Annotated in this window: 14 protein-coding genes; 8 read left to right on the top strand and 6 right to left on the bottom strand. The window is 65.3% G+C overall.

Translation table 11 applies throughout. From position 1 onward, the window contains the following. Nucleotides 1–24: 24 nt before the first annotated feature. On the bottom strand, nucleotides 25–630 hold the full coding sequence (gene yczE / locus AC0KVN_RS20470) for a membrane protein YczE (protein WP_435568658.1): 606 nt from the start codon (nucleotides 628–630) through the stop codon (nucleotides 25–27). A gap of 88 nt (nucleotides 631–718) precedes the next feature. On the opposite strand from yczE, the gene yczR reads away from it, so the two are divergent. After that, a complete protein-coding gene (gene yczR, locus AC0KVN_RS20475) occupies nucleotides 719–2182 on the top strand; it encodes a MocR-like transcription factor YczR (RefSeq protein WP_279731251.1) in 1464 nt (487 codons plus the stop codon). Nucleotides 2183–2250: 68 nt separating this feature from the next. Here the strand turns inward: yczR and ppa are convergent, their stop codons facing one another. Both ppa and AC0KVN_RS20485 read right to left on the bottom strand, forming a co-directional pair. Next, nucleotides 2251–2793 carry an inorganic diphosphatase gene (ppa, locus tag AC0KVN_RS20480; protein WP_004209136.1) on the bottom strand — a complete coding sequence of 181 codons (543 nt, stop codon included), beginning with the start codon at nucleotides 2791–2793 and terminating at the stop codon, nucleotides 2251–2253. A gap of 37 nt (nucleotides 2794–2830) precedes the next feature. Next, entirely contained in the window at nucleotides 2831–4762 is a 1932-nt protein-coding gene (locus AC0KVN_RS20485) for a M61 family metallopeptidase (protein ID WP_159367639.1), read from the bottom strand. Between the two features lie 140 nt (nucleotides 4763–4902). Between AC0KVN_RS20485 and hisS the strand changes: the two genes are divergently transcribed. The 6 genes from hisS (at nucleotide 4903) to AC0KVN_RS20515 (ending at nucleotide 12243) form a co-directional block, all read left to right on the top strand. Further along, on the top strand, nucleotides 4903–6165 hold the full coding sequence (hisS, locus tag AC0KVN_RS20490) for a histidine--tRNA ligase (RefSeq protein ID WP_435568639.1): 1263 nt from the start codon (nucleotides 4903–4905) through the stop codon (nucleotides 6163–6165). Beyond that, on the top strand, nucleotides 6165–7256 hold the full coding sequence (gene prfA, locus AC0KVN_RS20495) for a peptide chain release factor 1 (protein WP_010335732.1): 1092 nt from the start codon (nucleotides 6165–6167) through the stop codon (nucleotides 7254–7256). Before hisS ends, prfA begins: the two co-directional genes overlap by 1 nt. Next, the gene (prmC, locus tag AC0KVN_RS20500) at nucleotides 7253–8074 is read left to right on the top strand and encodes a peptide chain release factor N(5)-glutamine methyltransferase (RefSeq protein ID WP_435568638.1); all 822 of its coding nucleotides are present in this window, start codon (nucleotides 7253–7255) and stop codon (nucleotides 8072–8074) included. Before prfA ends, prmC begins: the two co-directional genes overlap by 4 nt. A gap of 311 nt (nucleotides 8075–8385) precedes the next feature. Further along, a complete protein-coding gene (locus tag AC0KVN_RS20505; RefSeq protein WP_017499491.1) occupies nucleotides 8386–9153 on the top strand; it encodes a DUF4167 domain-containing protein in 768 nt (255 codons plus the stop codon). A 119-nt stretch (nucleotides 9154–9272) separates the two neighbouring features. Beyond that, nucleotides 9273–10676 carry a DUF4139 domain-containing protein gene (locus AC0KVN_RS20510; RefSeq protein WP_483656365.1) on the top strand — a complete coding sequence of 468 codons (1404 nt, stop codon included), beginning with the start codon at nucleotides 9273–9275 and terminating at the stop codon, nucleotides 10674–10676. Between the two features lie 13 nt (nucleotides 10677–10689). After that, a complete protein-coding gene (locus AC0KVN_RS20515; protein ID WP_435568636.1) occupies nucleotides 10690–12243 on the top strand; it encodes a DUF4139 domain-containing protein in 1554 nt (517 codons plus the stop codon). Between the two features lie 5 nt (nucleotides 12244–12248). Here the strand turns inward: AC0KVN_RS20515 and AC0KVN_RS20520 are convergent, their stop codons facing one another. Beyond that, nucleotides 12249–12629: an acyl-CoA thioesterase gene (locus tag AC0KVN_RS20520; RefSeq protein WP_004209127.1), complete on the bottom strand. Its 381-nt coding sequence runs from the start codon at nucleotides 12627–12629 to the stop codon at nucleotides 12249–12251. After that, nucleotides 12619–12918, bottom strand: a complete 300-nt coding sequence (locus AC0KVN_RS20525) for a hypothetical protein (protein WP_004209126.1) — start codon at nucleotides 12916–12918, stop codon at nucleotides 12619–12621. The genes AC0KVN_RS20520 and AC0KVN_RS20525 overlap by 11 nt, the downstream gene beginning before the upstream one ends. 85 nt (nucleotides 12919–13003) lie before the next feature. Between AC0KVN_RS20525 and AC0KVN_RS20530 the strand changes: the two genes are divergently transcribed. Further along, nucleotides 13004–13432, top strand: coding sequence for a CBS domain-containing protein (locus AC0KVN_RS20530; protein ID WP_435568635.1), 429 nt, complete (start codon nucleotides 13004–13006; stop codon nucleotides 13430–13432). 38 nt (nucleotides 13433–13470) lie between these two features. Here the strand turns inward: AC0KVN_RS20530 and AC0KVN_RS20535 are convergent, their stop codons facing one another. After that, complete coding sequence (locus AC0KVN_RS20535) at nucleotides 13471–14958, bottom strand: lipopolysaccharide biosynthesis protein (RefSeq protein WP_435568657.1); 1488 nt, start codon at nucleotides 14956–14958, stop codon at nucleotides 13471–13473. Nucleotides 14959–15363: the final 405 nt, after the last annotated feature.

Below are 15363 nucleotides of genomic sequence, written 5' to 3' on the forward strand. Positions count from 1 at the left end.
CTGTCGGCCGGTCAGGGGGCAACTCTATCCCGCGATCGCCGGGCGCTCGGGCGGCGTGATCGTGAAGAAGGGCAGGGCATGGTGGACGATCCAGCCGATCGTCGCGGCATAGACAATGGTGCCGATGCCGACCGTGCCGCCCAGCATCCAGCCGGTCGCCAGCACCACGATCTCGATGCCGGTGCGCACCCATTTGACCGGCCAGCCGTTGCGGCGGCACAGGCCCGTCATCAACCCGTCGCGCGGACCCGGCCCAAGACCGGCGCCGATATAGGCACCGCCGGCAATGCCATTGAGCACGATCCCCGCGCCCAGCCAGGCGGCGCGCATCGCATAGCCGTTCGGCGTCGGCAGATAATGGAGGCTGATGTCCACCGCCGTGCCGATCACCAAAATGTTGCAGACCGTGCCGATCCCCGGCCGCTGCCGCAATGGCCACCAGAGAAGCAGCACGACCGCACCGACCAGGTTGACCGTCATGCCGAAGCTGAGGCCGAGCTTGGGCGCCAGCCCCTGATGCAGCACATCCCAGGGATCGAGCCCCAGATTGGCGCGCAGCATCAGCGCCATGGCAAAGCCGTAGAGCACAAGGCCCCAGAAAAGCTGGAAGAGGCGGCGGGTCATCATCATGGGCATCAGACCTAGCCAAATTGGCCTTTTACAAAAGGACCAATGGCGCGTAAGTGGCCTTCAAATCTCTCTGATTGGATTGATAGACATGTCCACTTCCTTCCTTCGGCCCCCCTCGCTGCTGCGGCTGCTGGGCGCCTGGCGCGCGCAGGACAGTGCCGAGCCGGCCTATCGCCAATTGGCGCAGGCGCTGCGGATGCTGGTGCTGGACGGGCGGATCGGCCTCAATGTCCGGTTGCCGGGCGAGCGGGAACTGGCCGCCGCGCTGGGGCTCAGCCGCACCACCATTGCCGCCGCCTTCGACCGGCTGCGCGACGAGGGCTATCTGGAAAGCCGGCAGGGGTCGGGCAGCGTCACCCGCCTGCCGCCCGGCCGGGTCGAGACCCCGACGCCCGACATCGATGGGGTCACCGGCGACAATCTGCTCAACTGGACCCATGCCGCGCTGCCGGCCGCGCCCGGCGTGGGCCTGGCCTATGCCCATGCGGTCGAGGCGCTGCCCGCCTATCTGGGGGATCTGGGCTATGATCCGCTCGGCCTGCCGGTGCTACGCCGGGCGATCGCCGCCCATTATGAGCGGCGTGGCTGCCCGACCGATCCCGACCAGATCATGATCACCAACGGCGCGCAGCAGGGTTTCTCGCTGCTGCTGCAATGGCTGGCGGGGCCGGGTGATCGGGCGGTGATCGACCATCCGACCTATCATAATGCGATCCAGGCGCTGCAGCGGGCCAATGTCGTGCCGGTGCCGGTCGGCCTGCCGGTCCATGGCTGGGATATCGACGCGATGGATGCGGCCTTCCGCCAGACCGCGCCGCGTTTCGCCTATATCATCGCCGATTTCCACAATCCCACCGGGCGCAGCATGGACCCGGCGACCCGCCGCGCGCTGGTTTCGGTGGCGATGCGCACCCACACGCCGCTGGTGATCGACGAAACGATGGTGGCGATGGGCCTGGACGGATCGCCGCCGCCGCCGGTCGCCTGCCATGATCCGTCCGGCCGCCATGTCATCACCTTGGGGTCGGCCAGCAAGATCTTCTGGGGCGGGCTTCGGGTTGGCTGGATCCGTGCTGATCCGCAGACCGTAGCCGCGCTCGGCCGCATCCGCACGACGATGGACATGGCCAGTCCCGTGATCGAGCAGCTGGCCGTCGCCCAGTTGATGGATGCGGACGAGGGGCTGGGGCCGCGCGCGGCGATGCTGCGCGACCGGCGCGACCATCTGCTGGCGCAGCTGGAACAACATCTGCCGCACTGGCGGGTGGAATCGCCGGCTGGCGGCCTGTCGCTCTGGGCCGAACTGCCCCGCGCGGAGGCGAGCGCGCTCGCCGCGCTGGCCGGCAATCATGGCGTGCGCATCGCGGCGGGTCCGCGCTTCGGCGTCAATGGCGCGTTCGAACGGTTCCTGCGCCTGCCCTTCACCCTGCCGCAAGCGCAGCTCGACATGGGCGTCGCCCGACTGGTGGAGGCGGATGCCCGGCTCCACGCCCGCACCCCGCGCGGCCGCGATCCGCTGGCCCTCGCCCTGGAGGCTGACCGATTGATCTGACCCATAAGAAAAGGGCCGCGCGGATCATCACCGCGCGGCCCTTTCAGATGGCTATACCGAGAAGGGACTCAGCCCTTCTTCTTCTCGGCCTGATAGCGTTCGATCGCTTCCAGCGTGATCCGCTTGGCGTCTTCCGCGCCACCCCAGGTGCCGATGCGCACCCACTTGGTCTTTTCCAGATCCTTATAGTGGGTGAAGAAATGCTCGATCTGCTCCATCACGATGGTGGGCAGATCGTCCTTCTCGCCGACATTATTATAATAGGGGAAGGTCTTGTTGTCCGGCACGCAGACCAGCTTCTCGTCGCCGCCGGCTTCATCTTCCAGGTTCAGCACGGCGATCGGGCGCGCGCGCACGACCGAGCCGGGCACGAACGGCGAGCGGGCAATGACCAGCGCGTCGAGCGGATCGCCATCGGGCGACAGGGTGTGCGGCACGAAGCCGTAATTCGCCGGATAGCGCATCGGCGTGTGCAGGATGCGATCGACGAACAGCGCGCCCGAGGCCTTGTCGAACTCGTACTTCACGGGTTCGCCGCCAACCGGCACCTCGATGATGACGTTCAGGCTGTTTGGCGGATCTTCGCCGACGGGGATCAGGTCAATATTCATGCATCTTCGCCTTTTACATGCGGTTGCTTGGAAATCTTCAGGTGCGCGGCTGCAGCAGCTTGTCGAGGCTGCCTTCGCCGGTGCCGGTCTTTTCGAGGTGCGGATAGCGCAGGCCATCCGAATAAGCGAGGGTCAGGGTGCGATAATATTTGTCCTGCTTTAGGATAAGCTGGATCGGCTTCTTCGCGTCCTTAGCCTCGGTCAGCGCCGTCTTGAATGCGTCGCTCGAATATTCATTGCCGTTCACCGCAATAATCTTCGATCCTACCGCAAGCCCGGCCTTGAACGCCGCGCTGTTCCAGATCACCGCCGCGATATCGCCGTCATTCTTGACCGTCAGACCCACGCCAAAGCTCTGGTCGACCGTCTTCTGCGCGCCTTCGGCCGCCTTGGTGATGGCATTGGGCGTATCAGTATAGACCAGCTTGTAGCCGCCCAGGGTAAAGCCGCCCTTGGGCGTTTCCGTGGTCGGGCTGTCGACATATTTGTGGAACAGGCCGGCCCAGTCATAGGGGGCGACGCCGTTCAGCGTGTCGATCACGTCCTGGCGATTATAGACGACCTGGCCCCAGTCGCCCGGCTTGATGCCGAAAAAGGCCTTGGCGAAATCGTCGATGCCCTTGGCGCCCCTGGTCTGCTGGCGCAGGATGCCGTCGACCTCCAGCCAGATCATCAGGCCTTCATTATAATAATCCTCCGACCGCTGCCAGTTGGCCCAGCCCTTGGGACGGCGGGCCGAGATGATCGGATCATTGGTGGTGTCCACCATCGGGCGCCATTCGCGGCCGCGCGTGGTGTCCAGCTTCGCCGCGATCTGGGCATAGGCGTCCAGCGTCTCCTGCTTGGAGAACATGCCCGAACGGGCGCCCAGCACATAGCCCCAGAACTGGGTCTGGCCTTCATAGACCCACAGCAGGTTGTCCTGCATCGGCACGTCGAAATTGGGCGTCCACAGCAGGTCGGGGCGGCGGAACTTGCCGTCCCAGCTATGGGTGAATTCATGCGGCAGCAGGTTGCGGTCGAGCAGTGCCTCGCCCGAATCCCACTTCTTGAAATAGCCCGGCTCGACCTGATTCTCGGATGAGCGATGATGCTCCAGGCCAATGCCGCCCATTTCGTCGGTGATCGACAGCAGGAAATCATAATGGTCGAAATGATAGGTGCCGAACGCGGCGCCGGCTTCGGCCACCAGCTTCTTGTGCTTGGCGATCTGGTCGGTGTTGAACACCAGCTCGTCGGCATCGTCGGCAACGATGTTCAGCGTGACGTTATGGCCCAGGTCCACCGCCTTGAAATGGGTGCCGGCAAAGACCGGCGAGTCCTGCAGCGCCTCATAGTCGATCACGTCATAGGCGATGGTGTCGCCGGTGCGCTTGCCGCGCAGCGCGGTCGCCGCCTGCCAGCCGGCGGGATAGGTGACATTGGCCTGCACCGGGATCTGGCGGGTATAATAGCCGGCCGGGTAGAGCGAGACATCTTCCCACTGGATATTCTGCATCTTGGGCGTCACGACGACGCGACCCTGGTTGGTCGCGGTTGCCGACAGGAACTGGAACTGCGCCACGACCTGCTTGGTGCCGGCCGGCACGTCGATCTCGAACGCATAGACGTTGAGCGGATTGCGCTTCCAGCTGATCGGCTTGCCGTCGGCGGTGAAGGTCAGGCCGGTCAGCTTCTCGATCGGGCCGCGCGGGGCATGATTGCCGGGCAGCCATTCGGGCATCAGCAGGGTCATCGGGCCGCTCGCCGCGACGGGAATGGTTTCCTTCACGCGGAAGATGCGCTGCATCGTGTCGGTGGCGTCGACGTCAAGGCGGATCGTGCCGCCCGGATAGGGGACATCCTTGGGCATCGGCTTGGCGCTGTCGACGGGCAGGGCGGTCGGCTTGGAACGGATGACATCCTGCGCCAGCAACGGGCTGGCAATCGCGGTCGAAAGGCAAAGGGCGGCAGCAAGGCTGCGGATCATGACGGTCTCCAGAAAAGGAACGGGGGCCGGACGGCCCGTCTGTCCCAAGCATGGCGGGGCGAATCGCCCGCGTCCACCCCTTATGCCGCCATAAAAAGCGCGTTTCCTTGGGCCGCGATTATCGTTAAAGGCGCTGCCCCATGGCGAAGATCGAAACGCCGCGCCCGGTGCGCGGAACGCAGGATATGTTGGGCGGCACGGCGGAGGCGTTTCAGGAACGCTTCGCCCATGTCGTCGCCACCTTTGACCGGGTGCGCAAACTCTATGGATTCCAGCGGGTTGAAGTGCCCGTCTTTGAATCGACCGCGGTGTTCGCCCGTTCGCTGGGCGAAAGCACCGACGTCGTGTCGAAGGAAATGTACACGTTCGAGGATCGCGGTGGCGACAGCATCACCCTGCGCCCCGAATTCACCGCCGGCATTTCGCGCGCCTATATTACCGAGGGCTGGCAGCAATATGCGCCGCTGAAGGTCGCGACCCACGGCCCGCTGTTCCGTTATGAGCGCCCGCAAAAGGGCCGCTTCCGCCAGTTTCACCAGCTCGACGCCGAAATCCTGGGCGCGGGCGAGCCGGCAGCCGATGTCGAGCTGCTGGTGCTGGCCGACCAGCTGCTGCGTGAACTGGGCGTGTCGGAAGGCGTGACCCTGAACCTCAACACGCTGGGCGACGCGGAAAGCCGTGAAGCCTGGCGCGCCGCGCTGATCGCGCATTTCGAGGCGCATCGTGGCGAGCTGTCGGAAGAAAGCATCGACCGGCTGGCGAAGAATCCGCTGCGCATCCTCGACTCCAAGGATCCGCGCGACCGCCCGATCGCCGACAGCGCGCCGGATATCGACGCCTATCTGACCGACGAGGCGCGCAGCTTCTTCGACAAAGTGACGAGCGGCCTCGACGCCGCCGGTGTTGCCTGGGAACGCAATTCGCGACTGGTGCGCGGGCTCGATTATTATCGCCACACCGCGTTCGAGTTCATCACCGACCGGCTGGGCGCGCAGGGCACGGTGCTGGGCGGCGGTCGCTATGACGGCCTGATCGAAAATCTGGGCGGGCCGCCGACCCCGGCGGTCGGCTGGGCAGCGGGGATCGAGCGGCTGGCGATGCTGATCGGCCAGCCGGCGATCGACAAGCCGCAGATCGTGCTGATCCCGATGGGCGAGGCGGCCGAAGCAAAGGCGACCGGCATCATCGCGGATCTGCGCCGCGCCGGCATCGCCTGCGACATGGGCTATCGCGGCAATATGAAGAAGCGGATGCAGCGCGCCAACGCGTCGGGTGCCTCTTGGGCGATCATCCTGGGCGACGATGAACTGACACGGGGCGAGGCGGCGGTCCGCAACCTGGGCACGGGCGAGCAGCAGGCGGTCGCACTGGATGCGCTGATCGGCACGGTGACGGCGCTCTGATGCATATTTCCGCCGAACGCATCGCGCAGATCGAGGCGCGCCGGGACGAGGTGCAGGCGTCGATGACGCGCGCCGACCTCGCGCCCGATGCGTTCGTGAAACTGTCCAAGGAATATGCCGAGATCGAGCCGGTGGCGCGGGCCGCGCATGAAGTGCGCCGGCTGCGTCAGGAACTGCGTGCGCTCGAACAGATGGCCGGCGGCGAGGACAGCGATGCCGATCCGCTGATGCGCGAAATGGCGCAGGAGGAAATGCAGCTGCTCAAGGGGCAGTTGCCCGATGCCGAGCGCGCGCTGGCGCTGCAGCTGCTGCCCAAGGATTCGGCCGATGCCCGCCCGGCGATGCTGGAAATCCGCGCCGGCACCGGGGGCGACGAGGCGGCGTTGTTCGCCGGCGACCTGTTCCGCATGTATCAGCGCTATGCCGATACCCAGGGGTGGAAGATGGAGATGCTCTCCGCCAACGCCTCGGAACAGGGCGGTTTCAAGGAAGTGGTGGCCAGCATCAACGGCACCGGCGTCTTCGCCAAGCTGAAGTTCGAGAGCGGCGTGCATCGCGTCCAGCGCGTGCCGGTCACCGAAAGCGGCGGCCGCATCCACACGTCCGCGGCGACTGTCGCCATCCTGCCCGAGCCGGAGGAGGTCGATGTCCAGATCGCCGATAGCGACCTCAAGATCGACATCTACCGCGCGTCGGGCGCCGGTGGCCAGCATGTCAACACCACCGATTCCGCCGTGCGCATCACCCATTTGCCGACCGGCATCGTCGTGACGCAGCAGGACGAGCGTTCGCAGCACAAGAACAAGGCCAAGGCGATGCAGGTGCTGCGCGCCCGCATCTATGAGGCGGAGCGGGAGCGGACCCAGAGCGAACAGGCCGGCGCGCGCAAGGCGATGGTCGGATCGGGCGACCGGTCGGAGCGCATTCGCACCTATAATTTCCCGCAGGGGCGCGTGACCGACCATCGCATCAACCTGACCCTGCACCGCCTGCCCGAAATCCTGGAGGGGCCCGGCCTTGCCGAAGTGATCGACGCGCTGGTGGCCGAGGATGAGGCTGCGCGCCTTGCCCAGCTGGACGGGGTGGCGTGAGCGTCGCCGATGCGCTGCGCGACGCCACTGTCAGCTTAGCCGCGATCAGCGACACCTCCCGGCTCGACGCCGAACTGCTGATGGCCCATGCACTGGGCATCGGTCGCAACGACCTGTTGCTGCGCCAGCGCGACCTGTCTGTCCCTGTCACTTTCGCTGTCCATCTGCAGCAGCGGCTGGCCGGCGCACCGATCGCCCATATTCTGGGCAGCCGTGATTTCTGGACGATCAGCCTGGCCGTCACGCCCGACGTATTGATCCCGCGCCCCGACAGCGAGACGCTGATCGAGGCGGCGGTCGATCATTTCCGCGATCGTGCGCCGACGACCATATTGGACCTTGGCACCGGATCGGGTGCGCTGCTGCTCGCCGCGCTCGACCAGTGGCCCGATGCGACAGGGCTGGGCATCGACGCCTCGGCCGCCGCGCTGGCGGTGGCGCAGGGCAATGCCGACCGGCTGGGCATGGGGACGCGCGCGCGCTTCCAGCTTGGCGATTGGGCGGCCGGCGTGACCGGACCGTTCGACCTGCTGCTGATCAACCCGCCCTATATCGCCACCGACGCGCCGCTCGCCGGCGATGTGCTGCATGATCCGGCCAGCGCCCTGTTCGCCGGCGCCGATGGGCTGGACGATTATCGCTGCATCGCGCCGCAACTGCCCGCGCTGATCGCGCCGGGCGGCATGGCCGCGATCGAGATCGGCTATGATCAGGGGCAAAGCGTGTCGGCACTGCTGCGGGCGCAGGGGCTGGGCGTTTCGCTCCACCGCGACCTTGCGGGGCATGATCGCTGCCTCGTCGCCACGCCGGGCGAATAAGAAGGCGGGATTTCACGCCACCACAGCGAAAATTGCTTGGTTTATCGCGTGAATGCCATTACATCGGGATCAGGAAAACCGCCATTCCGGCGACATGGCCTTATCAGGCCATTGATGGATAAGGCATTTTCCTGCTCCTGAAAGTCAAGATGGCGCTGCTGCGCAAGCGCCTCTGGTGGCTGAGGGCGTGGTCCGGTTCGGATCATGTCTGGCGGAGCCACATCCGGCCCCACGGAAGGGGCGGTGCTTGGGGATAGCAGCTGAACAGTGTTTTCAGTGAATATTATCATAGCGAACGCAAGGATCATGTCTTGATCAACAACCGGCAGGCCGGTCGCCGCAATCGCGGCCGGAATAATAACAACAACGGTCGTCCCAATGGCGGTAACCGGGGTGGTGGCGACAACGGCAACCGTATCGACAACCGCGCCCGCGGCAATGCGGCCCAGCTTCTTGAGAAATACAAGAATATGGCGCGCGATGCCCAGATGGCTGGCGACCGTGTGAACGCCGAATATTATCTGCAGTTCGCCGATCATTATTTCCGCGTGCTGGCCGACAATCGTTCGCGCCAGGAGGAGCAGCAGCAGCGCTTCCGCCGGAATGACGAGAATTTCGACGATGAGGGCGAAGAGTTCGAGGGCAATGAGGACGGCGCCGAAGAGGGCCGCACCGAACAGCCCGAGCGCGCCGAACGCGATTATGACCGTCGCGAACCGCGCGGCGAGCGTCAGGATCGCGGTGACCGCAATGATCGTGGCGATCGGGGCGACCGCAATCGTCGCGATCGCAACCGTCGCGACCGCCCGGTGGCCGAGGAAGGCGCCGAGCAGCAGCCGGTGGCAGCCGAACAGCCCGCAGAACTCGCAGCCGAACCGGCCGCCGAAGCGCCCAAGCCGCGCCGCGGTCGCCCGCGCAAAGCCGATGCTGCGCCGACCGAAGCGAATGAAGGCCTGGATGTCAGCATCCTGCCGCCCTCGATCGCCCGCGCCGATAATGACAGCGACACGGACGTGACCGAGGAAGCGCCCCGCAAGCGCACCCGTCGCGCCCGTCCGGCGACCGAAGCCGCCGAATAAGCGCGGCTTTCGAGCAACCCCTAAAGCAAAAAGGGCGGTGCCATCCCGGCGCCGCCCTTTTTGTTTGCAAATATAGCCGCTTGGGGCAGAAGGTCTTCGCATAAGGGGAGTGCGACCTGATGACGACTGTCCGCCTGTTGACCGGTCTGGCCCTGATGCTGCCGGCCGCCGCCTTTGCCCAGACCGCTGCTGTCGATCCCACCGGCGCCACGGCGCAGGGCGATGTCGTCGTCATCATCTATAATGGCGGTCCGTCGCTGGTGCAGGATGACCGGCAGTTGAGCGTCAATGCCGGCCGCAACCGCATCGAATTTCCCGACGTCTCCGCCCGCATCCGGCCCGAAACGGTCAATCTCTCCGGCCCCGGCTTCTCTATCGTCGAACAGAATTTCGATTTCGACCTGCTCTCGCCCGACAAGCTGATGGACAAGGCGGTGGGGCAGGAAGTGACGCTGGTCCGCACCAACCCCGCGACCGGCGCCGAGACTCGCGAGCGCGCCAAGATACTCGCGGCCAATGGTGGCATCGTCATGCAGATCGGTTCGCGGATCGAGGTGCTGCGCGACGATGGCCTGCCGGTGCGGGTGATCTTCGACCGGGTGCCGCCCAATCTGCGCGCCCGTCCGACCCTGTCGGTGACGATCGAGGCCGCGCGCGGCGGCACCGTGCCTGCCCGACTGTCCTATCTGACGCCCAATCTTGGCTGGACCGCCGATTATGTCGCGCTGTTCGACGCGGCCAAGGGCGCGATGGACATGCAGGGCTGGGTGACGCTCACCAACAATACGGGCACGAGCTTCACCAATGCGAAGACCATCCTGGTCGCCGGCAATCCGGCCAATGGCGGCGGAAGGCGTAACTGGTGGCAGTCGTCTAGCGGTGCGATCGACCAGGCCGGCACCGAAAGCGGCCCGCGCGAGCGGCTGGGCGACTATTATCTCTATCCGCTGGCCGATCGCACGACCATCGCCAATGCCCAGCAGAAGCAGGTCAGCTTCCTCGACGTGAAGGGGGCGCCGGCGCGCGCCACCTATGAATATCTCAACAGCTGGATGGGCAGTTCGACCGAGCCGATGAGCGCATCGAGCGTGCTCAAATTCTCGACCTCGAAACAGGGCGGCCTTGGCGATCAACTGCCGGCCGGCACGATCCGCGTCTACATGCGCGACGCGCGGGGCGATCCGCAGTTCATCGGCGAAAACAGCATCGACCATACGCCGATGGGTTCCTCGATGGCGCTGCGCACCGGCGAGGCATTCGACGTCAAGGTGCGCCCGACCGTCGAGCAGCGCACGAAGAAGGGTAGCCAGCGCTGGGAAACGCGGATGCGCTACACGCTCACCAACGCCCGGCCCGAAGCGGTTACGGTCGACCTGGCCCAGCAGGGGCTGTGGGGCGACACCCGCGTTACCGCACAAAGCCTGGAAGGCAGGCGCGTCTCCGCCGACCGGATGGAATGGAGCGTGCCGGTGCCGGCCAATGGCTCGGTCGATCTCAGCGTCACCTTCGATTCGCGCTACTGACCGGGTCGGCGCCGTGCTGCTGCGCGTCCTTGTTCTTCTTATGCTCTGCCTCGGCATCGCGCCGGCGCGGGCGGGGACGGTGGTTTCGGCCAAGGCGGATTCGGTCTCGGTCACCGTCTATCGCCAGCCCGAGCGCGCCAAGGGCGCGATCGATCCCAAATGGCCCGGCGGCTATGCGCTGATTAACGAGACTCGCATCATCGACCTGCCGAAGGGCGACTCGGTGGTGCGGTTCGAGGGCGTGGCAGAGGGACTGATGCCCGAAACCGCGATCCTCTCCGGCATGCCGCAGGGGGTGCGGGAAAAGAATCGCGATGCCCGGCTGCTCTCGCCCGCCGGTCTGGTCGACGCCTATCTCAAGCGCAGCGTCACCCTGCGCCGCACCGACCGCAAGACCGGCAAGGTCAGCGAGCAGGATGCGATCATCAGCGCCGGGCCGATGGGCGGCGTCATCGTCCAGACGGCGCAGGGCTATGAGGCGCTGGGGTGCAGCGGTCTGCCTGAACGCATGCTCTATCCGCGCGTGCCGACCGACCTGTCGCCGCGTCCGACGCTATCGGTGATCGCCACCAGCGCCCGGCCGACCCGCGTCACGCTGCAACTCACCTATCTGGCCGAGGGCTTCGACTGGGCCGCCAATTATGTCGCCGACATGCAGGATGATGGCCGCCATCTCGATCTCATGGCCTGGCTGACCGTGGCCAATGGCGGCGTCACCGGCTTTGCCGACGCCCGGCTCAGCGTCATCGCCGGCCAGCCCAACAAACAGGGGCGCAAGGTGCAACCCCGTTCGACCGGCGGACCGCTGCAGCTGCGCTGCTGGCCGATGGACATCACCAGCACCCATCCGCAGTGGGCGCTGTTCCCGATCGACATGCCGCAGGCCGAGGCGATGATGGATTCGGCGCAGGAGATCGTCCTGACCGCGCGTCGCGTTCCCGCGCCTATGATGGCCGCGCCGCCACCCCCGCCGCCTCCACCTCCACCTCCTCCACCGCCGGAGGATGTCGGCGACCTCAAACTCTATCGCGTCCCGGTGACGGTGGATGTTGCGGCGAAAGGCCAGAAACAGGTCGCCCTGCTGCGCCAGCCCGACGTGCTGGTCGAACGCCTTTATGCGGCGACGATCGACTATGGCGACGGCAATGGCAGCTCACGCCCGATGACGCTCCGCCTGCGGCTCCAGAATCGCAAGGCCGACGGGCTGGGACTCGCCATGCCTTCGGGCCGGGTCGCCCTGTTCGAAACCGTCGATGGCCAGCGCCTGCTCGCGGGCGAAACCGACATTGGCGACAAGGCGGAAGGCGAGCGGGTCGACTATGACATCGCCCAAAGCGCCGATGTGCGCATCATGGCGGTCATCGGCAGCCAGTCGGCCAAGGCGCGGCGCTGGACGCTGACCCTCACCAATGCGCGGCCGTTTGATGCGACGGCGGAAATCCTCATTCCCCACGACATCGCGCCGCGTCCTACGCAGATGGAGCGCCGCGGCAATAGCTGGGTGTGGCGCGCCATCATCCCCGCCAATGGGCAGGTCAGCTATAGCTATGACCAGAAGCTGCGCTGACCCCCTCAGTCGCCGGGAATGGGGCGGGGCCGGTGGGTCTCGTCCAGTGCGACGAAGGTGAAGACGCCGCTGGTCAGCGCCACCGTTTCCGCGCCGCCGCCGCGAGTCGCCACCACGTCGATGCGGATCGCCACCGATGTGCGGCCGCGCTTCTCCTCCTGCGCATAGACCGACACCAGGTCGCCCATCAGGATGGGCGAGATGAACTTCATGCTCTCGATCGCGACCGTCGCCACCGCGCCCTGGGCGATTCGGCCCGCGACGATGCCGCCGGCAATATCCATCTGGCTCAGCACCCAGCCGCCGAAGATATGGCCATTGCTGTTGATGTCGGCCGGGCGCGGTACGACCCGCAATATCACTTCGCGATGGGGATCAATCGTCAAGCGGCACCTCGTCCTTCAGCCGGTCCATTACCTGGTCGTCATGCCCCGTCCCGGCGGAGAGGAAGACGAGCGCCATCAAGCCCGTTCCCAGCATGAAGGTCAACCAGACGCCCAATATGGTGGCGATGATCATGTGAACCGGCATCGGCCCGGTCCATAGCCGCAGGAACAGCAAGGCCGCGCCGACGCATAATGCGCCGATCAGCGCCATCCAGAGCATGATCCGGCGGAATCGCGACCAGGCGATTGCCGCGATCCGGGGATCGTCCAGGCCCTTTTTCTCTGTCATTCTCTTGCTCTCCTCCCTTTTCTTTGCGCCGCGAAAGTGGGATCATCAAGCGCAGAGACAGTAAGTCCACAAAAGGAGAGCGGCCATGACCATCGCGGCAATCTTGCAGGGCAAGGGGCGCGACGTCGTCCAGGTCCAGTCGACCGACAGCGTATTGTCGGTGGTGACCTTGCTGGCGCATCGGCGGATCGGCTGCGTGCCCGTGGTCGATGGCGGCCAGGTGGTCGGCATCTTTTCCGAACGCGATGTCGTCTATCGTCTGGCCCAGCAAGGGGCAGAGGCACTGAACCACACGGTCGCCGATGTGATGACCCGGCCCGCGATCACCATCGACGATCAGATGCCGGTGATCCACGCTTTGTCGCTGATGACCAAGCGGCGCATTCGCCATCTGCCGGTGGTGAAGGGCAGTGACCTGATCGGTCTGGTCTCGATCGGCGATCTGGTGAAGTTCCGCATCGACAATATCGAATCGGAAGCTGCCGCGCTGCGCGACTATATCCAGACTGCCTGACGAACCGCTTTGATGAATAGTGGGCGCCCGCCGATCCGTCAGGCGGGCGCCTGCACCGGCGGTGCGCGGCGCACGATCAGGCGCACGAGCTCCATCAGCGTCCCGCGCGCGCACAGCATCAGCGCCGCCAAGAAGGCGATGCCGCCGGCCGGCACCAGGATCGCCAACCGGATCGGCGCGGCGAGCGGCGGCAGCAGGCGGTCGATCACCAGCACGACGCCGGCCATCAGGATGGCGCAGCCCAGCCCCGGCGCGGCGGCACGGATCAGATCGATCGCGCGCAGCCCCATCGGCCCGCCGGCCAGGCGCGCCGTGACGATGGTCAGGATCGGGAAGGCACCCAGCCATGCCCAGGCCAGGCCGATCGCCCCCCACTGGATTCCGATCAGGAAGGCGCTCGCCATCAATATCGCCCCGATCGCGGCGATTCGGGCGGTGGTGCCGGGCCGGCCCAGTGCATTGCTGACCGGCGCAAACATCACCTGCAGCGTCATGAACGGCATGGCGAGCGCCAGGATCGAGACGAAGGGCGCCATCTCCAGCCATTTCTGGCCGAACAAGGTCTCGACCAGCGGTTCTGCGGTGACGGTCATGCCCAGATAGATGGGGCAGGAAATCAGCATCAGCAGCCGCACCGCCTTGCAGAAGGACCAGGCCACCCGCGACACATCCTTCTGCATGCGGGCATAAGCCGGGAAGGCGACCTCGTTCAGCGGCGGGATGAACTTGCTGACGAAGATCTGGGTCAGGAACAGCGCTTCGGCATAGAGGCCGAGCTGATGTGGAGACAGGACGCGGCCGCCGATGAAGATGTCGCTCTGGCTCTGGATGATCCAGAAGAGCTGGCTGCCGAGCAGCGATGCGCCATAGAGGATCATCGCCCGCGTGCCGCTGAAATCGAAACTGGGAATCGGGCGAAAGCCGGTGACCAGCATATAGCCCAGTGCCTTCACCCAGAATCCGGTCATCGGCGCGAACACCAATGTCCACACGCCCCAGCCCGACAGCGCACCGACCAGCGCCATCGCCGCCGAGGCTATGGCGGCGATCAGGTTGATGAAGGCCGGGCGTCGAAAATCGAGCGCGCGGGCGGTGATCGCCTCGGGAATCGCGATGAAGGGGGTGGAAAGATAGAGCAGTGCCTGCACCCGCAGCAGCTGCGCCACCATCGGCTGGTCATAATAGTCGGCGGCCAGCGGCGCGATCGCCAGTTGCAATAGCGCCAGGCTGCCGTTCAGCAGCAGCATGATGGTGAAGGCCTGGCGCAGTCGGTGCGATTCCAGCGTCTCGGACTGGACCAGCGCCGCGACCAGGCCATAGCCATTGAGGAAGGTGGCGAAGTTCAGGATCACCTGGGTCATGGCGAACAGGCCATAATCGGCGGGGTCGAGCAGGCGGATCACCGCCAGCGTCACCGCCCAGCTCAGAATCTGCGAGATGATCTGGCTGCCCGAGCGCCAGAATATCGCTTTCTTCACCCGTGCGCCGAACCCTGCGTCGGCGGCATCGGCTTCCTGTAACCCCATAGTCATCCTGTATCCCGTGGCGAAATGCCCGTGTTTTCCGGGTTTAGACCGGAACCGCCAAAAAAATGTGAAACAAAATTGCAAAAAGCGTTTGACGGTTCCGGCTGCCCCGCCTAGAGGGCTTTTCACCGGACGGGGCGCTGCCAAACGGAAGCGCTCGGAACGGTCGCCCACATAGACGGACACTGGTCCTCTGAACGAGAGTTTAGGGAACACTGGTTGTCCGGTTTTGATGTCGGTGCGGCTCTTTGACATTGTGATTTAGATGAAGGGACATGTGGGCGGCGGCCCCGGGTTCTTACGGCTTTCAGGCGTAAGGTACTCGGTAAAATTTAGGCCGTTCCTATATGTCTCGATATATTCCACTAGAATATATTGTGCAGGAATGGCTCCTGAAAATGAGCG

It is taken from the genome of Sphingobium sp. SG1 (genome assembly GCF_057063145.1).